Consider the following 18,807-nt stretch of genomic DNA (forward strand, 5'->3'; position numbering starts at 1 on the left):
CATGGAAGGAACGAGGACTTTGAAACGCACGCGCCTCGTGCGGCTGCTGGCCGCCTGCGCGCTCTGCCTGGGGCTGGCGTTCGCGTTCGCCGGCTGCTCCGGCGGCGGCAGCGAGGGCGCGTCAGGCGGCGACGCCCCCAAGAACGACCAGGCGGCGGAGAGCGCCACGCGCACGTTCACCGACTCGGCCGGGCGCGAGGTGGAGGTTCCCGCCCAGATCGACCGCATCGCCCCCGCCGGCCACACCGCCACGCAGGTCCTGCTGACGATGGCCCCCGACAAGCTGGTCACGCTCTCGCAGGAACTCACCGCCGATCAGGCGAAGTACCTGGGCGGCGACTACGCCGACCTGCCCGTCACCGGCGCCGCGTTCGGCGCCAAGGGCGACCTCAACAAGGAGGCCGTGGCCGCGGCCGGCGCGCAGATCCTCATCGACACCGGCGAGGCCAAGGACGGCATCAAGGAGGACCTCGATACGCTGCAGACCCAGCTGGGCATCCCCGTCGTGTTCGTCGAGACCACCATGGACACCTACGGCGACGCCTACGAGATGCTCGGCGAGCTTCTGGGCATGGAGGACCGCGGCGCGGAGCTGTCCGCCTACTGCAAGAACGCCTACGACGAGACCGTGTCCGTGATGGCGGGCATTCCCGAGGACCAGCGCGTGCGCGTGGCCTACCTGCTGGGCGACGCGGGCACGAACACCATCGCGAAGAACTCCTACCAGGGCCAGGTCGTCGACCTTGTGGCGAACAACGTGGCCGACCTGGGCAAGGTGTCGGGCAGCGGCAGCGGCACCGAGGTGAGCCTCGAGCAGGTGTCCCTCTGGGATCCCGAGCTCATCCTGTTCCAGGAGGGCAGCATCTACGACACCGTGGGCAGCGACCCGGCCTGGGCCGACCTTTCGGCCGTGAAGAGCGGCAACTACTACGAGGTGCCCGGCGCGCCGTGGTGCTGGCTCAACAACCCCCCGACCGTGAACCAGGTGCTGGGCATGCAGTGGCTGCCCCGCCTGCTGTACCCCGACCACTACGATGACGATATGTACGACACCGTGGCCGGCTACTTCAAGACGTTCTACGGCTACGACCTCTCGCAGGCCGAGTTCGACGAGATCGCCGCGCACGCGCAGGCGAAGTAAACGGCTTCCCTCCTCCCTCCTTCGGAAGCAGAAGCGCCCGGCCGATGGCCGGGCCCCGAAACAGGAACGCCCGGCCGATGGCCGGGCGTTCCTGTTTCGTACCGGATCTCGGTTGCGCGCTACTCGGCGGCCTTCTCCTCGGCCGGAGCCTCCACGAGGGCATCCACGGCGGCGACTTCCTCGGCCGTGGCATCCTCGGCAGGGGCGGCAGCCTCGGCCTCGGCGGCCTTGGCGGCGTCGCGCTCGGCCTTCTTGGCGAACTCCTCGGCGCGCTTGGCCTTCTCGGCAGCCTTCGCCTCGCGCTCGGCCTTGCGCTTTGCCTCGGCCTCGGCGACGGCTGCGGCCTTGGCGGCCTTCTTCGCAGCCTCGCGCTCGGCCACGGTCTCCTTGGCGGCACCGAACTTGTCGGCGAAGCGCTGCACGCGTCCGCCGGTGTCAACGAAGCGCTGCTGGCCGGTGTAGAACGGGTGGCACACGTTGCAGATGTCGATCTTCAGCTCCGGCTTCGTCGACATGGTGGTGAACGTGTTGCCACAGCTGCACTTCACTGTGCACTCGACGTATTCCGGATGAATTCCCTGTTTCATTTGGTTCTCCTTAGACAGGCCTTGGTTTCCGACCAAGGCGAAGACAAGCCTTTGCATGATAGCACAGTCGGAACGCTCATGCGAGGGAAAATAGGCAACGCGCACAGCGGAATCCTACCCCTCCAGGAACTCCCCGTTGATCGGCAGGTGGTACGTTTCCGCAATGGCACGCAGGCCGGCGTCGGGGATCGTGTTCGGGAAGGCATCGCTGCCGCCGTTGAGCAGGCGCGCCTGCGCGTACACGGCGGCAGCCTTCTCCACCGTGTGCATGAGGCCGAACGTGGCGTCGAAGTCCGCGCCCGAGCAGAACAGGCCGTGCTGCGCCCACACGCAGGCCGGATAGCGCCCCATGAGCTCGGCGGTGGCCTGCGCTATGTCCGCGCCGCCCGGCACCATCCACCCCACGACGCCCAGGCCCTCGGGGCAGGCGATCACGCACTCGGTCATGGCCTTCCAGAGCGCGCGCGTGAACGTGCGCGCGTCGAGCGGCATCACAGCCGACAAGGCCACCACGTTCACCGGGTGCGCATGGTAGAGCACCCGGGCCGCGCCCGCCGTGGCGGCGGCGCGCTTCTCGTGGATGAGCACATGGCTGGCCAGCTCGCTCGTGGGCATGCCGCCCTCCTTGAAGCCCCACACGATGCGCCAGGCGTCGCCCTCGTCGTTCAGCTCCACGATGCCGAGCGTGGCGTCCGGGTCGAGCGCCACGTTGCGCATGAACGCGCCGGCACGTGTGACCAGGAAGAACGAGCGGCGCATGCCCGGCGCGGCAAGCCCCATCGGCACCCACGAGCTGGCCGTGTCGTAGAAGAACGAGCGACAGGACGCCACGTCCTCCGGCGTGAGGCGGTACGTCGCGTTGCCGCCGTTGCGCTCGTGCCAGCCTTGCTCCCAGCCGTCGTTGCACAGCCGCACGAAGCCCTTCACGAAGCCCTGCTGCTCCACGGCCACGCCCGACACGGCGCCCTTCGCCACCGAGACGCCGCGGTCGATCACTTCTTGCGCATTGTCGAAAAAGCCCATGTCCTGCTCCTTGTCCGGCCGCCCGCGGCGGCCCTCGTCTGCAGGCGCGCCCGCAGCCCGCGCCCTCGGCGCGAACCGGGCCGCCCGCGCGTCCTAGTCCTCCCGGATCTGCACCACGTACATGGCATTCGTGGCCGCCACGTCGGTGCGCCCGCGGCCCACGTCCTCCAGCGGGCTCGTGGCGCGGTCGCCCGCCGTGAACACGGCGATGTCGCCGGGCGCCACCAGGCCGCGCTCCAGCACCTTGGCCCGCGCGTTCTCCACCACATGCTGCATGTCGCCCTGCACGTCGCCCAGCATGGGCGTGACGCCCCAGCTCAGCTGCTGCTGGCGCATGACGCGCGGAAACGGCGTGACCGCGTAGATGGGCACGCGCGGGCGCAGGTTCGACATGAGCCGCGCCGTGCGCCCCGACATCGTGGGCGCCACGATGCACGAGGCTCCCAGCGTCTCGGCGGCCTGCACGGCCGCCATGCCCACAGCCAAGGCCACGCGCGCATGCTCGCGGCTGCGGTCGGGCGCGGCCTCGTCGTGCAGGTACGGCTCGCTCGCCTCCGCCACCTGCGCCATCATGTGCACGGCCTCCACCGGGTAGCATCCCGACGCCGTCTCGCCCGACAGCATGACGGCATCGGTGCCGTCGTACACGGCGTTGGCCACGTCGCCCACCTCGGCGCGCGTGGGGCGCGGGTTGCGCACCATGGACTCCAGCATCTGGGTGGCCGTGATCACGGGCTTCGATGCGCGGTTGCACGCGCGGATGATGTTCTTCTGGATATGGGGCACGCGCCAGGCGGGCACTTCCACGCCCAGGTCGCCGCGCGCCACCATGACGCCGTCGGCGGCCTCCAGAATGGCGTCGAAGTTCTCCACGGCCTCGGAGCATTCTATCTTCGCGACGATCCTGATGCCCTCGCCGCCGTGCCCGTCCAGGAACCGGCGCACCGCCCGCACGCCGTCGGCGTCGCGCACGAACGACGCGGCCACGAAGTCGACCTCCTGCCCGATACCGAACAGCAGGTCGTCGCAGTCCTGGTCCGTGAGCGCCGGCAGGGGAAGCGCCACACCCGGCACGTTCACGGACTTGCGCTCGCCGAGCGTGCCCGCGTTCCTCACGATGCAGCGGATGTCGGTGCCGTCCACGCCCTCCACCTCGAGCTCCAAAAGCCCGTCGTCCACGAGGATGGACGTGCCCTCCCCCACGGCCGCGGCCAGGCCCGGGCAGCTTTGCGAGACCAGCTGGGGCGTGCCCTCCACCGCGCGCTCGACGAGCACGATCCGGCTGCCGGCCGCAAGCTCCACCGGACGGCCTCCCGCCAAGCGGCCGGTGCGGATCTCCGGCCCGCGCGTGTCCAGCAGCATGGCGCAGGGCGAGTCCAGCTCGCCGCGCACCTTGCGCAAACGCTCCATGCGCGCGCGGTGCTCGTCGTGCGATCCGTGCGAGAAGTTGAAGCGCGCGACGTCCATGCCCGCCCCCAGCAGGGCGCGCAGCGACGCCTCGTCGTCCACCGACGGACCCAGCGTGCAAACGATCTTCGTGCGCCTTGCCATGCTGCTCCTTCCGCCATGTGCGGTGCCCGGACCGGGCCCTGCACGTTGCATGATACCGCGAACCCCGCCGCGCGTCCGGGCGGCGGCCGAATCGGAAGCGGAGTTTCACAAAGGGAAAGCGCGAGCGCCCGCCCCGCGCGGTGCGGGACGGGCGCTCGGTGCGGCTTGGGAAGCGGGGCCTAGACCTCGGCCACCCACAGGCCGTGGATGTTGCAGTACTCGTACACCTTCACCGGCTCGTCGCCCTCGGCCACGGCGAAGTCGGCCACGGGAGCGTCCTCGGGCGTGAGCTGCACGAACTGGTAGCCGTTCTTCGTCTGCAGGCACACGAACGTGATGTAGTGCTCCGGCGTCATGGGATGCAGCGTGCTGCCCACCTGCACGTGGACGTTCGAGCCGTCCACCTTCACGTCGGGCACGTGCTTCTCGAGCGCGGCGTCGGTCGTGTTGGCGACAAGCTCCTCCATCTGCTCGCCGCAGCATACCAGCGGCACGCCGGAGTCGAACGGCTTGACGGCGATGTTGCCGCAGTGGCGGCAATGGTAGAATTTGAGTTCCATGGTTCCCCCTTCGAGGTCGTTCCCGACCGCAACCACCGCCTGCGCGGGGCCCGACCGGGCTTCAGGTTCGTTCCTTGATGGCACGCCTTATATGTTACTCGCCTTGTGGCAATTCAGGAAGACCCTGTTGCGGCTTCTTCATCCGAAGCGCATAAACGAGCACGCCGATTCCCACGAGCACGAGCGGGACGGACAAAAGCTGGCCCATGGTCAGCCAACCGCCCCACAGGTATCCTAGCTGCACATCGGGCTGGCGCACGAATTCGATGGCGAACCGACAACAACCGTACATAATAAGGAACACGCCCAGGAACGTGCCGCGCGGACGCGGCGGGAGCCTGCGCGAGAGCAGGAACAGCACGGCGAAGATGAGCACGCCCTCCAGCAGCGCCTCGTAGAGCTGGGAGGGGTGGCGCGGCATGGAGCCCGCGGCCCCGCCGAACACGACGCCCCACGGCAGGTCGGTGGGGCCGCCCCACAGCTCGCCGTTCACGAAGTTCGCCAGGCGGCCGAAGAAGAGCCCGATGGGAGCCGCCACGCAGCCCAGGTCGGCCAACGTGAGGTACGGGATGCCCGTCATCTTCGCGGCCGCTATGCCGGCGAGGAGCGCTCCCACGAGCCCGCCGTGGAAGCTCATGCCGCCATGGTTGAACGCGAGCACCTCGAGGGGGTTCTGCAGGTAGAACTCCAGGCCGTTGCCGTAGAACAGCACGTATCCCAGCCTACCGCCCGCCACGACGCCGATGATGACGCAGAACATGATGGTGAGCAGCGCGTCGGCGTCCACGCGAATGCGCCAGCGCTTGGCCAGCCGCCAGATGAGCAGGGCGGCGCACACGAACCCCGCCACGTAAGCGATGCCGTACCACCGCACGGTGAACGGCCCCGCCGAGAACAGGACGGGGTCGAGATTCCAGTAAAGGTCGTTGAGCATAGGATTCCTTTGCCTTGCCGATCGCCGGCCCTGCGGCGCCGGCGGAAGGTTCCGCCGCGTGCGGGCCCGCCCCGACGCGCAGCCGGGCGCGTGACGTTACTCGCGGCCCATGCCCGCGCCCACCTCGATGGCGGCGAACCGCACCTCTTCGCGCAGCTGGGAGGGGATGGTCTGCATGCTGGACACCTTGGCGCCGCACGAGGGGCAGCGCAACGTGAACATGGCGAGGTCCGCGCGCACGACCATCATGGAGTCGTAGCAGCACACGTCCAGATCGGACGCGCCGCACGCCGGGCAGGTAATCGTCTGACTCATGCGCCTCACGCTCCTTCGCCTTGCCGGGTCCGCCAATGAAACCCATTGTAGCAGACTTCCCCGAGGCCGAACGTCACGCGCCGACCACGCTTTCGAGGAAATAGGCATGCACGCGGTCGTCGTCGGTGAGCTCGGGGTGGAACGCCACGGCCAGCGCGCGACCTTCGCGCACGGCAAGCGGCTCGCCGTCGTCGCCGGCGGCGAGCACCTGCACGCCCGGCCCCAAATCGGCGAAGCGGGGTGCGCGGATGAAAACGGCCTTCACCGGGCCTCCCGCCACCCCGTCGAACGGCACCGCCGTCTCGAACGAGTCGATCTGCCGGCCGTAGGCGTTGCGCCGGATGCGCACGTCCATGAGGGCGAGCGGCTCCTGGTCGGGGCGCGCGCCTTCTATATCGCGCGCCATGAGGATGGCGCCGGCGCACGTGCCGAACACGGCCATGCCGGCCGCATGCGCGGCGCGCAGCGGCTCGTACAAGCCGTGGATGGCCAGGAGCTTCGCGATGGCCGTGGACTCGCCCCCCGGTATCACGAGGCCGTCCAGCCCGTCCAGCTCGGCCGGCCAGCGCACGAGGCGCGTGTCGGCCCCCAGCCCTTCGAGCATGCGCCGATGCTCGCGGAAGGCGCCCTGCAGAGCCAGGACGCCGATGCGCTTCGTCGTCATGCGAGCCTTACCAGCCGCGTCCGGCCATGAGCTCGTTCTCGGGGATGTCCGAGATCTCGATGCCCACCATGGCCTCGCCCAGGTTGCGCGAGACGCGCGCGATGGTGTCGGGGTCGTCGTAGTTCGTCGTGGCCTCCACGATGGCGCGGGCGCGCTTGGCCGGGTCGCCCGACTTGAAGATGCCGCTGCCCACGAACACGCCGTCGCAGCCCAGCTGCATCATGAGCGCCGCGTCGGCGGGCGTGGCGATGCCGCCGGCGGAGAAGTTCACCACGGGAAGGCACCCGTGCTCGGCCACCCACTTCACCAGCTCGTAGGGCGCCTGCAAGTCCTTTGCGGCAGTGAACAGCTGCTCGTCGCGCAGGCCCTTGATGCGGGCGATGTCGGTGGTCACGGTGCGCATGTGGCGCACGGCCTCCACCACGTTGCCCGTGCCCGGCTCGCCCTTCGTGCGGATCATGGCCGCGCCCTCGGCGATGCGGCGCAGGGCCTCGCCCAGGTTGCGGGCGCCGCACACGAACGGCACGTCGAAGTCCCACTTGTTCACATGGTACTCGTCGTCGGCCGGCGTGAGCACCTCGCTCTCGTCGATGAAGTCGACGCCGAGGCTCTGCAGCACCTGGGCTTCCACGAAGTGCCCGATGCGGCACTTCGCCATGACGGGGATGGACACGGCTTCCACGATGCCCTCGATCATGGTGGGGTCGCTCATGCGAGCCACGCCGCCGTGGGCGCGGATGTCGGCCGGGACGCGCTCGAGGGCCATAACGGCCACCGCTCCCGCATCCTCGGCGATCTTCGCCTGCTCGGGGTTCACGACGTCCATGATGACGCCGCCCTTCATCATCTCCGCGAACCCGGTCTTCACCTTCAGCGTGCCCTGCACCTGCTCGGTCATGCTTCCTCCTGTTTCCATCGTTGGCCCCTGCGTGCAACGCGGCCGCCCTCCCGGGCGGCCGCGCGTTCCTGCCTTGCTCATGATACCCCAAACGCTGCATGCGGAGAGCGGGAACGGCGTCCCGCCGTGCAAGCGGCAGCCGCGGCCCGCCTTACAGCAGGAAGCGGTTCGGGTTGCCGGCGCGCGGCCCGTCCTCGGGCGCGTCGGCGATGTCCGGGCCGTGCTCCAGGAAGTGCTCGCAGAAGCGGCACACCTCCTTCACGGCCGCATCGTAGTACCGCTCGGGGTTGAGCAGCACCGCGAAGTCGGTCGCCACCACGTGCGTCGGCCGGTCGCAGGCGGCGTAGTGGCAGTCGGCCGGGCACGGCTCGCCGGGCGTGTTGTGCGGGCAGCGCGACATCATCTCCTCGTCGCACCCGCGCCGCTCCCAACAGTTCGCCATGGCCCCGGTCCCTCCGTTCTAGCCTTCGTGGACGGCGACGACCTTCGTCACGCCGGGCACGCGCTCCTTCAGGATGCGCTCCACGCCGTTCGCCAGCGTCATCTCGGACATGGGGCAGCCCTTGCAGGCACCCTGCAGCTCCACCGACACCACGCCGTCCTCGTCCACATCGACGAACCTCACGTCGCCGCCGTCGGCCTGCAGGCTGGGGCGGATGAGCTCGAGCACCGCCGCCACGTCGTTCTTGTCTACCATGAAAAGCTCCTTCGTCGAAATGATGTTTCTCGGGTGCCGATTCTACCATAGCGCGGCGGGTGCGACGCGCTCGGTGCCGTAAATGCACGCGGGCGACACCGACCGGCCGGCCGCGTTCCGAGGCGGGTGGCTGCAGGACATGCGGGAGGGGCGCATCGAGCGGCCCGAAAGGCGGCAGGGCCGTCGCTGGGAGCAAGTCACAGGCACCGGAGCCAGCCGCATCGCGTCCCGCCTACGCCACGGGCTTCCAGTCCCTGCCGATGATCACGAGCACATCGGTCTCGTACTCGTAATAGCCCGCGCCCACGATAGCCCGGCCTGTGCCCAGAGCGCGCACCACTTCCTCGGCCTGCTCCTTGTGCTCCTCGCCGTCGTACACCACGAGCGTCTCGGGGAACTCGGAGCTGTCGGCGTTGCCCGTGCCGGCCACGTTGAACCCGTCGGCCGCCAGGATCTCTCCCACCTGGGCCGCCCCGCCCGTTATGCCCGCGCCGTTGCGAACTTCCAGCTTGAAGCTGCCGCGGTCGACCTGCGCATACGCGCCCTCGTCCACAACGGGCGGCTGACCTGCGTCAACCAGCTCCATCATGCCCGCCCACGCGTCGCTCGAAGCCACGTAGCGGGTCGCGCCGTCGCGTGTGGCCTCGTAACCGGGCACGAGCGCTCCCTGCACGCTCGCGGCATCGATGCCGCCCAGCGCGCCAGCCAGCTTGAGGGCGTCCACAGCCGCAACGTCGGTATGGAACGAGCCGCCCACAGCGTCCAGCTGCGTGGCGAACGCCAAAGCGCCGCCGTCCTCGAGCATGCGCGCGGCCAAGGACGCCAGGAACTCACGCTGGTTCCGCGCCTGATCGTCGATCCCGTTCGAGAAGTTCCGCGCACGCAGGAACGTGACGGCCGCATTGCCGTCGAGCGTCTGCACGCCGGGGGCCAGGTAGACGTCGCCTGCCGCAGGGTCGTCCACCTCCTGCGCCACGTCGACCTCCATACCCCCCAAATGATCCACCAGGGAGGCGATGCCCGCCGCATCGGTCTTCGCATAGTGCGCGATGTCCACTCCCGCGAAACCGGCCACCGCTGACACGAGCGCCGCATCGCCCTGCACCGCGGCCTCGCGCAGGGGATGGACCTTGCCGTCCTTGAGCGTGACCTGCAAGTTCGCCGGAATCGAGACGAGCGTGACCGCACGGGAGGAAGCGTCCACGCGCGCGAGCACGAGCGCGTCGGGGCCCTCCTGCTCCTGCGTGGCCGTGGCGGCGCCCAGGTCGGCCGCGAGCAGGGCGTACCAGGCGCCCTCTTTCGGCGCCGTGAGGGCGGCCTTCACGTCGGAGTCGCCCAGCCCCATCTTCCCATCTACCGAGCCGAAGAACGTGGCCAGCCCCACGCCGCCGGCGACCACGGCCACCACCGCGACGGCGATGACGGCGGCCGCGATGCGGCGGACGCGCGCCTTGCGCTGCAGCTCCTGGGCGATGTCGCGGCGCCCCACGCGGCGGCTGTAGTCCGACGAGGTCTCGCGCGTGGCCGTGGAGGGCAACAGGGTATCCACCACGCCGCGCGCGGCGCGCTTTTTCTTGCGCGTGCTGGAGAATCCCACAGCATCGGCGTTCATGCGGGCCGATGCCGGGCGGATGCGCCGCGGCACGTGCGTGCCGAGCATCGCCGACCTCATACGGTGCGACGTGAGCTTCGATTGGGCTGCGGTGAAGCCCTTCTTGCGCCTAGCCATGCAACGGCCCCGCTAGCACGCCGGCAGCGCGTCGTCTATCGTCACGCGCTCGATGTCGGCGCCGAGCAGGCCCAGCTTGCCCACGTAGTCCTCGTAGCCGCGGTCGATATGCCGGATGTCGTGCACGCGCGTCTCCCCCTCGGCCGAGACGCCCGCCAGCACGAGCGCCGCGCCGGCACGCAGGTCGGTGGAGGACACGTCGGCACCCTGCAGCCCATCCACGCCGCGCACGAGGGCATGATGGTCCTCGATGGCGATGTCGGCACCCATGCGCATGAGCTCGCTGGCGAACATGAAGCGGTTCTCGAACACGTTCTCCGTGATGACGGACGTCCCCTCGGCGCGGGCCGCCAGCAGCATGAACTGCGCCTGCAGGTCGGTTGGGAAGCCGGGGTGCGGCAGCGTCTGCAAATCGATGGGCGCGAGCGGCCCCTCGCGCCGCACGGTGATCCAGTCGGCGCCGGCCTGCACGTCGCAGCCCATGGCCTCCAGCTTCATGAGCGCCATGCGCAGGTACGACGGGTCGATGCCGCGCACCGTCACCGGGCCGCCCATGAGCGCGCCGCCGGTGAGGAACGTGCCGGCCTCTATGCGGTCGCCCACCGTGGTGTGCTCGCAGGGATGCAGGCTCTCGACGGGCACGCCCTCCACCTCGATGAGCGACGAGCCGCCGCCGGACACGCGCGCCCCCATGGCGTTCAGCATGTTCGCCAGGTCGACGATCTCCGGTTCGCGCGCCGCGTTCTCCACGGTGGTGGTGCCCTCGGCTGCCACGGCGGCCATGAGCAGGTTCTCCGTGGCGCCCACGCTGGGGAAGTCCAGCACGACGTGCGCGCCGGTCAGACCGTGCGGCGTGGTGGCCTCCAGGAAGCCGTGGTCCACCACGAATTCCACGCCCAGCGCCTCCAGCCCCACGAGGTGCATGTCGATCTTGCGGGCGCCGATCTGGCAGCCGCCCGGCATGGCGACGCGCGCCTGGCCGAACCGCCCGATGAGCGGGCCCAGCACGGCGATGCTCGCGCGCATCTTCGACACCAGCTCGTAGGGGGTCTCCCACTTGTCCACGGAGCCGGTGTCCACCACGAGCGTGTGGCCCTCGCGCTCAACGCGCGCGTTCAGGCATCGCAGCACCTCGGACATGATGGCGATGTCCGAGATGAGCGGCACGTTGTGGATGGCGGTGGTTCCACCTCCCAGCAAGGCGGCGGCCATGAGCTTGAGCGCCGAGTTCTTTGCGCCCGACACGGGAACCTCGCCGGTCAGCACGCCCGTGCCCTGCACGATGATGATTTCTTCAGCCATGGATTGTCCTTCGCACCCGGCTCGAAGGCGGCCGGGCATCGCTCGTCTATCGTCCACGCGCCGTTGCCCCGGCGCCGTTTGCAGCACCCTGCCATTATAGAAAGCGAAGGCCCGCACGAAGCGGGCCTTCACAGCGAAAGCAGAAGAGCAGATGGGCCGCGGTCGATGCGGGGCCTTACGCCTCTTCGCCCAGCACGAAACGCTTGAAGTCGACGATGCCGATCGTGCCGCCGAGGCTCTTGGCCACCTCGTCGGTGTACTCGGACACGCTCTGATCCGGGTTCTTCACGAAGGCCTGCTCGGTGAGGGTGCTCTCCTTGAAGAACTTCTCCAGGCGGCCGGTGGCCATCTTCTCCTGGATAGCCTCGGGCTTGCCGGACTCGGCGGCCTGGGCCATGTAGATGGCCTTCTCGTGCTCGACGATGGCCGGGTCGACGGCATCGCGGTTCGCGGCGACCGGGGACGCGGCGGCCACCTGCATGGCGATGTCGCGGCCGTAGGCCTTGAAACCGTCGGACGCGGGGTCGATGCCCTCCACGTCGAACTGCACGAGCACGCCGATCTTGCCGCCGCCGTGGATGTAGGACGACACGGCGCCGCCCTCGACGAGCGCGAAGCGGGACAGCTGGATGTTCTCGCCCAGCGTGTGGATGGCGTCGGTCACCACGGCCTCCACCGTCTCGCCCTCGGCGTCGGCGGCCTTGAGGGCCTCCAGGTCGGCGGGCTTGGCGGCCAGGGCGGCCTTGGCGATCTTCTCGGCGTAGGCCTTGAACTTGTCGTTCATGCCCACGAAGTCGGTCTCGCAGTTGAGCTCCACGACGGCGCCCGTCGTGGCGTCGTCGGAGACGATGGCCATGACCGTGCCCTCGTTGGTGGCGCGGCCGGCCTTCTTGGCAACGGCGGCCAGGCCGCGGGTGCGCAGGACGTCGACGGCCTTTTCCAGGTCGGCTTCGGCCTCGACGAGCGCCTTCTTGCACTCCATCATGCCGGCGCCGGTCATCTCGCGGAGCTCCTTGACCAGGGAAGCGGTGATCTCAGCCACGTTGTTCCTTTCTCTCTACGGCGCCGCATGCGCGGTGCCGGGGTGGAAGCGCCCTCGGGCCGCATAGGCGGGGAGGGCTCGACTCTTCTCTCATAAAGCCCGCTCCCGCAGTAGCGGGGCGGGTTCGCCGCGCGCAGCCTACTCGGCGGCAGGGGCGGCCGCAGCCTCGGGGGCAGCCTCGGCAGGGGCGGCCTCCACGGCAGCCGGGGCCTCGGCGGCAGGGGCGGCCTCGGCGTCGGCCGGAGCGATCTCGGCGGCCGTCACCGGCACGCCCACGCCGGCGATCACGGCGTCGGCCACGAAGTCGGCGAGCAGGCGCACGGAGCGGATGGCGTCGTCGTTGGCCGGGATGCCGAAATCGACGTCGTCCGGGTCGCAGTTCGTGTCGAGCGTGCCCACGACGGGAATGTCCAGGCGGCGGGCCTCATGGATGGCGATGGCCTCGCGGTTCGTGTCGATGACGAAGATGGCGTCGGGCACGCGCTTCATGTTGCGGATGCCGTTGAGGTTCGTCTGCAGCTTGCCGAGCTCCTTGCGCAGCAGGATCTGCTCCTTCTTCGGCAGCACCGCCATACGGCCGTCGGCCTCCATGGCTTCCAGCTCCTCCATGCGGGTCACGCGGGAGCGGATGGTAACGAAGTTCGTGAGCATGCCGCCGAGCCAGCGGGCGTTCACGTAGGGCATGCCGCACTTGTTGGCAGCGTCGGCCACGGCCTCCTGGGCCTGCTTCTTCGTGCCCACGAACAGCACGGTGCCGCCCTTGCGGGCGATCTCGGACACGAACGTGTAGGCCGCGTCCAGGCCGTAGAGCGTCTGCTTGAGGTCGATGATGTAGATGTCGCCGCGGCTGCCGAAGATGTAGGGCTTCATCTTGGGGTTCCAACGGCGCGTCTGATGGCCGAAGTGGCTGCCCGCATCGAGCAGCGTCTGAATGCTGACTTTCGTCATTGCTCTCTCCATTCGTTAGTCCTCTGCCCGAGGTCATCCCCTGCCTCCGCAGCCTTTTCCGGTTGGCCACTGGCGGAGCGGGTCGCACGAGCATGCGTAATTAGAAACTTTGAAAGTTTACCACAGCGCCTTCTGATTGCAACCCTCCGTTCACGGTGTTGCAAAAAAACTGCATGACGGCCGACCCCTCCTCCTCCGAGACAGCGGGGGCGAGCAGCTGGCGGAGCGCTCGGCCAGCCAGGTGACGCCTACGACACGCGGCCGTGCTCGACGGAGAACGTGCGGTCGGCTATGGCGGCCGCTGAGGCGCGATGGCTGACGATGAGCACGGTCTTGCCGTCGCGGTTCTCGGCGAGCGCGCGCAGCACGGCGGCCTCGTTCAGGCTGTCGAGGTTGCTCGTGGGCTCGTCGAGTAGCACGAGTGGGGCGTCGTGTAAAAAGACGCGGGCAAGCCCGATGCGCTGGCGCTCGCCGCCCGAGAGCGTGTCGCCAAGCTCCCCCACCGGCGTGTCGAGGCCCTGCGGCAGGCGCTCCACCAGATCCGCGAGCGATGCCTTGCGCACGGCGTCGGCAAGCTCGGCCTCGGCGGCATCGGGGCGCGCGAGCACGAGGTTGTCGCGGATGGTGCCCTCGAACAGGTGCGTGTCCTGCGTCATGAACCCTTCCACCTCGCGCAGGCTGGCGGTGTTGACGCGGCGCACGTCGCGGCCCGACACCTCCACGACGCCCTTTTCGGCATCCCAGAAGCGCATGAACAACTTGAGCAGCGTGGACTTGCCCGCGCCGCTGCGGCCCGCCACGCGCACGATCTCGCCCGGCTCGATGCGCACATCCACCTGCTCGAGCACGCGCGCGCCACCGTAGGAGAAGTCTACGCGCCGTGCGGCCGCGCCCTCGAAGCCGTCCAGATCCACCCCGTCGGCCACCTCCTCGGTCTGCGGGCGCTCGTCCAGAAGGTCGAGCACGCGTGCGCCCGATGCCAGGGTCTGCTGCAGGGTGGAACCTAGGTTCGCCACGGCGATAACCGGGCCGAACGATGACATGAGCGCCGTGGTGGCCAACACGGCGGCGCCCACGCCGATATCTCCCTGCATCACAAGCGCGGCAGAAACGAGCAGCATCGCCACATCGCAGACAATCACGACGGCGCCGACAAGCGCCATGAACAGCGCTGTGCGGCCTTTGAGGCGCCGCTCGACGCCGGCCAGGTTCACCATGCGCGACGAGAGCTCGTGCGCGCGGTCGGCCGCTCGACCGTACTGCAGCGTCTCGGCGAGGCCGCGCAAGCTGTCGAGCACAAACGCGTTCATGTCGCCGATGCGGTCGCGCACAGCGCGCCCCGCACTTCCGCTGGCCTTGGAAGACACGAGCGGCACCGCCACGCCCACGAGCACGTACGAGGCAAGCGCAAGCGCGCCAAGTACCGGCGACTGGAAGCCGACGAACGCCGTCATACCTACCGACACGATGAGCGCAATAAGCGCCGGGGAGAGGGTGTGAGCGTAGAACACCTCCAACAGCTCCACGTCGGAAGTGACGAGCGACACGAGGTCGCCCTTGTCACGGCCCTCCAGTTTGGCGGGCGCCAGGCGCCTCAGCGCCGCAAACACGCGGTCGCGCACGAGTGCAAGGATGCGGAAGGCCAGGTAGTGGTTGCACAGCTGCTCGCCATAGCGCAGGGGACCGCGCGCAACACCGCACACGCCGAGCGCCACAGCGGCTACCCCGGCAGCGATAGGCTGCGGCAATCCGGCGAGATCAAGGAGCGCATAGGCAGCGAACACGGTGAGGAAGATAGCCGCCGCAAAGCCCACAACGCCCAGCACCACGGCAAGCGCCATAACCGGCAACAGCGGCCGCGTGAGCTTCACAAGGCGCAGCATGACGGAGAGATGCGAGCGATGGGGAGCGGGGGCTGCGGCGTTTGCGGAGTCTGCGGAAGAGGACGACCCGGCGAGACCTCCCGGAACCGCCGACTCGTCAGAAATGCTCCCGGAGTCAACGGCGGCGGAATGATAGGGGGTAGAATTGGCGCAGGAGGCTTCGACGGCGACGCGCTCGGCAACGGCGTGCTCGGAGGCGAGGGCTTCGGCGGTGTGTTCGGCGACGGTGACTTCGGCGGCGGAATGGTAGGGGGTAGCGACTTCGGCGGGTGCCGTTTTGGTGGGTTCCCCCGTTTCGCCGCGGGCGAAGGCTTCCAGTTCGGCTTGTTGTTCCCAGAGGCGGGCGTAGGCGCCTGAAGCTGCGACAAGGACATCATGTGGGCCCGATTCAGCCACGCGGCCATCCTCGAGCACGTAGATGCAATCGGCATTGCGCAGGGCTGCGAGACGGTGCGAGATCATGATGACCGTCTTCGTGCGCGCCAGCTCGTGTACAAGCTCGATGATAGCGCTCTCACTTTCGGCATCGATGTTCGAGGTGGCCTCGTCCAGCAGGTACACCGGAGCGTCGTGCAGCAGCGCTCGGGCCATGGCCAGACGCTGGCGCTGGCCGCCCGACAGGTTGCGGCCGGCCTCCGCCACGGGGGCATCCAGGCCCCCGGCTTCGCGCGCAAAGCCATCGAGGCGACAGCGAGACAGCACACACCACAGCTCGTCGTCGGTCGCCGTAGGTTTCGCCAGCGCGAGGTTCGAGCGCAGCGTTCCCTTGAACAGGTAGCTTTGGAACGACACGGCCGTGATCGTCTCGCGCAACGAGGCGCGCGAGACGTCGCGCAGGTCGATCCCGCCCACTTCAACCGTGCCACTATAGGAGGCATTCGCCCCGGTCAGAATGCCGGCGAGCGTGGACTTGCCCGATCCGCTCTCCCCCGCCACGCCGATGAAGCTGCCGGCAGGAGCCTCGAAGTCGACGTCTTGGAGCACCGTTCGCTCACCGTCGAACGAGTAGCCCACGCCGCGGCACGAAATATCCGCACCCGCCGGGTCCACCGAACGCGTGCCGTCGCGGTCCTCCGGTGTGTCCAAAATGGTGAACATCTTCTCGGCGGCAGCCATACCGTTCATGGCCGTATGGAAAAACGATCCCAGCGTGCGCAGCGGCAGGAAGAACTCGGCCGACAAGAACACGATGGCGAACGCGGCACCGAACGCCACGGCGCCTGCCGCATACTGCCCGAGCACCACGGAGATGCCCACCGCGGCGCCACCGAACGCGAACAGGTCCATGATAGTGATGGAGTTGAGCTGCATGCGCAGAAGGCGCATGGTCTGGCGGCGGAAGCCCTCGGCCTGGCCGTTCATCTGCTCGTGCGCCCGCTCGTCGGCACGGTAAATCTTGAGCGTGGTCAAGCCTTGGATATTCTCGAGAAACATGCCGCCAAGGTCGGTGTAGGAGCCCCAGTAGTTGCGCATGGTGCGCTTGGCGAATTTCTGCACTGCCATAATGGAGGCGGGAATGAACGGCGCACACACAATGAGCGCCACAGCCGGCGGCAACGAGACCGGTGCCAAGCAGGCGAACAGCGTAAGCGGAGCCAGCACCGCGTAGAACAGCTGCGGTAGGTACGAGCCGAAGTAGCTTTCCAGCTGCTCGGTGCCCTCCACGCTGATCTGCACAGCTTCGCTCGTGGCGATGCGCTCGCGATAGGCAGGCCCCAGGCGCACGAGTTTGTCGTACACCTCTTGGCGCACAGCGCGCTTCGCGGCCTCGCTCGCGGCAAGGCCCATGCGCTGCGCGAGCGTTTGGCACACCATGCGCACGACCACGGCCAGCGCGGCGAAAACGGCGAGGTTCGCCGCCGCCTGCACCGTAACCGCATCGGCGAGCAGCGTCTGCAAAAACGAGCCGATCATGAAGAACAGGGCGATATTGGCAAGAAGGGCAATCCACTGGAACACGACGTCGGCAGCGATAAACTTCCGCGCCGACGGGACGAGGGCGAGCAGGCGTTTGTCGAACACGGCGGTTTAGGCCCCTTCCCCATCGGCATGCAGGCGCGCGGCAACCGGCGCGTGGAGCAGGACCTCGCTTGCAGCTGCGGACTTGCGGACGGGCTCCGAAACGGCGCTGCCAGCGCCGGCAGCGCTCGCGACACCCACAGCCTCGACGGCAGCAACCGGCACGGCACTCTCGCCTAAACCTGCCCCGCTGACATCGGCCGCACCCGCACGCTCGGTCTTCACCACGAAGCCGAAGTACACCACGTGGGCCACCCAGATGACGGCGACCACCACGCGACCGACCGGTATAGAGCCCATGAGCGCGAACGACAAGGAAAGCATGATCGTGGTGGGTATAAGCAGCGTGACCTTGGCCTTCACGGTCATCGAGCGCTTGGCCACGTAGCCCTCAAGCACCGTGCGGTACAGTTTCGTGGAGCGGAACCAGGCGTTGAGGCGCTCGGAGCTGCGGGCAAAGCAGAAGGCGGCCACCAGCAAAAAGGGCGTCGTCGGCAAAACAGGCAGCACAGCACCGAGGGCGCCGAGCCCAAATGCGGCGAACCCGGCCGCCGCCCAGGCGTAGTGCACGGCCCTCCGGCCGCTGCGTGCTCGCTGCTCCCCTTCGGCTTCCTGCATCTGGTTTTCCATCTCCTTGACTCCGTTCATAGTTTGCTATAGCTAACTTATTTCACTTGCATGATAGCGAAGTCGCGATAAAAAGTAAACCATGGGTAATTATTGAGTGAAAGCCGCGGCCCCCTCCCAAACGCGCCCCATTCGCCACCACCCGTCGAGCGGTCGCAGCGGACGCATGGAAATACCGGGCAGGGACGCGGTTCCCGCGGTTTCCCCGTCAACGCTGCGCTACCATGGACGGGCGAGCCGCTTCCCGCCGACGCTCGCATCCGATGGGAAGGAGCGCAGCATGAACTTCAACAACGTGCGATTCGAACGGTCGTTCGGCACGTCGGCGCAGCTTACGCCTTCGGCGGCTCCTGAGGTCGCGTTCTCGGGGCGGTCCAACGTGGGCAAGTCGTCGTTGCTGAACAAGCTGTTCAACCGCAAGGGCCTGGCGAAGGTGTCGCAGACGCCCGGCAAGACGGCCACCATCAACTTCTTCGACGGCGACGGCGTGACGTTCGTGGACCTGCCGGGATACGGCTACGCCAAGGTGTCGAAGTCCGAGAAGGCGCGCTGGTCGGAGCTCATCGAGGGCTACTTCAACCAAGACCGCTCCTTCGCGCTCGTGGTGGCCCTCGTTGACATCCGCCACGAGGCGTCCGAGCTGGACGAGAACATGATCCGCTTCCTGCGCGAGGCCGACCTCCCCTTCGTCGTGGCGCTCACGAAGGCCGACAAGCTGTCCCGCCAGCAGCAGATGAAGCAGAAGGCCGCCCTCAAGCGCCAGCTCGCGCTGGGCGACGACGCCTCTATGGTGGTAACGTCGTCCGCGAAGGGCGACGGCATCGAGGAGCTGCGGAAGATCATCAGGGATGCGGTGGCGTAGGCGCGGCCAACGATCGGCGCGCGTT

General features: G+C 68.4%; 18 protein-coding genes. 2 read left to right on the forward strand and 16 right to left on the reverse strand.

Annotated elements, in window-relative coordinates; genetic code table 11:
• The first annotated feature begins 1 nt into the window (after position 1).
• A complete protein-coding gene (locus LB310_RS10885; RefSeq protein ID WP_154248886.1) occupies positions 2 to 1,141 on the forward strand; it encodes an ABC transporter substrate-binding protein in 1,140 nt (379 codons plus the stop codon).
• 119 nt (positions 1,142 to 1,260) lie between these two features.
• Here the strand turns inward: LB310_RS10885 and rpmE are convergent, their stop codons facing one another.
• From rpmE to LB310_RS10965, 16 genes are all read right to left on the reverse strand, one after another.
• Positions 1,261 to 1,728, reverse strand: coding sequence for a 50S ribosomal protein L31 (rpmE, locus tag LB310_RS10890; protein WP_087191012.1), 468 nt, complete (start codon positions 1,726 to 1,728; stop codon positions 1,261 to 1,263).
• A 114-nt stretch (positions 1,729 to 1,842) separates the two neighbouring features.
• Positions 1,843 to 2,751 (reverse strand): rhamnulose-1-phosphate aldolase, encoded by a 909-nt coding sequence (rhaD, locus tag LB310_RS10895; protein ID WP_278806205.1) that lies wholly within the window; start codon positions 2,749 to 2,751, stop codon positions 1,843 to 1,845.
• A gap of 93 nt (positions 2,752 to 2,844) precedes the next feature.
• Positions 2,845 to 4,302: a pyruvate kinase gene (gene pyk / locus LB310_RS10900; RefSeq protein WP_278806204.1), complete on the reverse strand. Its 1,458-nt coding sequence runs from the start codon at positions 4,300 to 4,302 to the stop codon at positions 2,845 to 2,847.
• Between the two features lie 179 nt (positions 4,303 to 4,481).
• A complete protein-coding gene (locus LB310_RS10905; RefSeq protein WP_087191057.1) occupies positions 4,482 to 4,862 on the reverse strand; it encodes a desulfoferrodoxin family protein in 381 nt (126 codons plus the stop codon).
• Positions 4,863 to 4,956: 94 nt separating this feature from the next.
• A complete protein-coding gene (gene lgt / locus LB310_RS10910) occupies positions 4,957 to 5,796 on the reverse strand; it encodes a prolipoprotein diacylglyceryl transferase (RefSeq protein ID WP_087191015.1) in 840 nt (279 codons plus the stop codon).
• Between the two features lie 96 nt (positions 5,797 to 5,892).
• The gene (locus tag LB310_RS10915) at positions 5,893 to 6,111 is read right to left on the reverse strand and encodes a UDP-N-acetylmuramoylalanyl-D-glutamate--2,6-diaminopimelate ligase (protein WP_087191016.1); all 219 of its coding nucleotides are present in this window, start codon (positions 6,109 to 6,111) and stop codon (positions 5,893 to 5,895) included.
• 73 nt (positions 6,112 to 6,184) lie between these two features.
• On the reverse strand, positions 6,185 to 6,775 hold the full coding sequence (gene pdxT, locus LB310_RS10920) for a pyridoxal 5'-phosphate synthase glutaminase subunit PdxT (protein ID WP_096228151.1): 591 nt from the start codon (positions 6,773 to 6,775) through the stop codon (positions 6,185 to 6,187).
• A gap of 7 nt (positions 6,776 to 6,782) precedes the next feature.
• Positions 6,783 to 7,673, reverse strand: coding sequence for a pyridoxal 5'-phosphate synthase lyase subunit PdxS (gene pdxS, locus LB310_RS10925; RefSeq protein ID WP_087191018.1), 891 nt, complete (start codon positions 7,671 to 7,673; stop codon positions 6,783 to 6,785).
• A 151-nt stretch (positions 7,674 to 7,824) separates the two neighbouring features.
• A complete protein-coding gene (locus LB310_RS10930) occupies positions 7,825 to 8,115 on the reverse strand; it encodes a hypothetical protein (RefSeq protein WP_087191019.1) in 291 nt (96 codons plus the stop codon).
• 18 nt (positions 8,116 to 8,133) lie between these two features.
• Positions 8,134 to 8,370 (reverse strand): NifU family protein, encoded by a 237-nt coding sequence (locus tag LB310_RS10935; RefSeq protein ID WP_015540363.1) that lies wholly within the window; start codon positions 8,368 to 8,370, stop codon positions 8,134 to 8,136.
• Positions 8,371 to 8,602: 232 nt separating this feature from the next.
• Positions 8,603 to 10,099, reverse strand: coding sequence for an LCP family protein (locus LB310_RS10940; protein ID WP_278806495.1), 1,497 nt, complete (start codon positions 10,097 to 10,099; stop codon positions 8,603 to 8,605).
• Positions 10,100 to 10,111: 12 nt separating this feature from the next.
• A complete protein-coding gene (gene murA / locus LB310_RS10945; RefSeq protein ID WP_278806493.1) occupies positions 10,112 to 11,401 on the reverse strand; it encodes a UDP-N-acetylglucosamine 1-carboxyvinyltransferase in 1,290 nt (429 codons plus the stop codon).
• A 175-nt stretch (positions 11,402 to 11,576) separates the two neighbouring features.
• On the reverse strand, positions 11,577 to 12,443 hold the full coding sequence (tsf, locus tag LB310_RS10950; RefSeq protein ID WP_123673614.1) for a translation elongation factor Ts: 867 nt from the start codon (positions 12,441 to 12,443) through the stop codon (positions 11,577 to 11,579).
• Between the two features lie 138 nt (positions 12,444 to 12,581).
• Entirely contained in the window at positions 12,582 to 13,391 is an 810-nt protein-coding gene (rpsB, locus tag LB310_RS10955) for a 30S ribosomal protein S2 (protein WP_096228148.1), read from the reverse strand.
• Between the two features lie 248 nt (positions 13,392 to 13,639).
• On the reverse strand, positions 13,640 to 17,296 hold the full coding sequence (gene cydC, locus LB310_RS10960; RefSeq protein ID WP_278806489.1) for a thiol reductant ABC exporter subunit CydC: 3,657 nt from the start codon (positions 17,294 to 17,296) through the stop codon (positions 13,640 to 13,642).
• A 6-nt stretch (positions 17,297 to 17,302) separates the two neighbouring features.
• On the reverse strand, positions 17,303 to 17,923 hold the full coding sequence (locus LB310_RS10965; RefSeq protein ID WP_278806488.1) for a YbaN family protein: 621 nt from the start codon (positions 17,921 to 17,923) through the stop codon (positions 17,303 to 17,305).
• A gap of 277 nt (positions 17,924 to 18,200) precedes the next feature.
• On the opposite strand from LB310_RS10965, the gene yihA reads away from it, so the two are divergent.
• On the forward strand, positions 18,201 to 18,782 hold the full coding sequence (yihA, locus tag LB310_RS10970) for a ribosome biogenesis GTP-binding protein YihA/YsxC (RefSeq protein ID WP_278806487.1): 582 nt from the start codon (positions 18,201 to 18,203) through the stop codon (positions 18,780 to 18,782).
• The last annotated feature ends 25 nt before the right edge of the window (positions 18,783 to 18,807 follow it).

The sequence above is a fragment of the Gordonibacter sp. RACS_AR49 genome (assembly GCF_030418435.1).
GTDB lineage: Bacteria > Actinomycetota > Coriobacteriia > Coriobacteriales > Eggerthellaceae > Gordonibacter > Gordonibacter urolithinfaciens.

Coding starts and splice junctions, on each gene's coding strand:
- rpsB (WP_096228148.1), bottom strand. CDS start 13,391: ATGACGAAAGTCAGCATTCAGACGCTGCTCGATGCGGGCAGCCACTTC.
- rhaD (WP_278806205.1), bottom strand. CDS start 2,751: ATGGGCTTTTTCGACAATGCGCAAGAAGTGATCGACCGCGGCGTCTCG.
- LB310_RS10935 (WP_015540363.1), bottom strand. CDS start 8,370: ATGGTAGACAAGAACGACGTGGCGGCGGTGCTCGAGCTCATCCGCCCC.
- LB310_RS10915 (WP_087191016.1), bottom strand. CDS start 6,111: ATGAGTCAGACGATTACCTGCCCGGCGTGCGGCGCGTCCGATCTGGAC.
- LB310_RS10930 (WP_087191019.1), bottom strand. CDS start 8,115: ATGGCGAACTGTTGGGAGCGGCGCGGGTGCGACGAGGAGATGATGTCG.
- LB310_RS10940 (WP_278806495.1), bottom strand. CDS start 10,099: ATGGCTAGGCGCAAGAAGGGCTTCACCGCAGCCCAATCGAAGCTCACG.
- pyk (WP_278806204.1), bottom strand. CDS start 4,302: ATGGCAAGGCGCACGAAGATCGTTTGCACGCTGGGTCCGTCGGTGGAC.
- lgt (WP_087191015.1), bottom strand. CDS start 5,796: ATGCTCAACGACCTTTACTGGAATCTCGACCCCGTCCTGTTCTCGGCG.
- LB310_RS10905 (WP_087191057.1), bottom strand. CDS start 4,862: ATGGAACTCAAATTCTACCATTGCCGCCACTGCGGCAACATCGCCGTC.
- LB310_RS10965 (WP_278806488.1), bottom strand. CDS start 17,923: ATGGAAAACCAGATGCAGGAAGCCGAAGGGGAGCAGCGAGCACGCAGC.
- LB310_RS10885 (WP_154248886.1), top strand. CDS start 2: ATGGAAGGAACGAGGACTTTGAAACGCACGCGCCTCGTGCGGCTGCTG.
- pdxS (WP_087191018.1), bottom strand. CDS start 7,673: ATGACCGAGCAGGTGCAGGGCACGCTGAAGGTGAAGACCGGGTTCGCG.
- yihA (WP_278806487.1), top strand. CDS start 18,201: ATGAACTTCAACAACGTGCGATTCGAACGGTCGTTCGGCACGTCGGCG.
- rpmE (WP_087191012.1), bottom strand. CDS start 1,728: ATGAAACAGGGAATTCATCCGGAATACGTCGAGTGCACAGTGAAGTGC.
- murA (WP_278806493.1), bottom strand. CDS start 11,401: ATGGCTGAAGAAATCATCATCGTGCAGGGCACGGGCGTGCTGACCGGC.
- pdxT (WP_096228151.1), bottom strand. CDS start 6,775: ATGACGACGAAGCGCATCGGCGTCCTGGCTCTGCAGGGCGCCTTCCGC.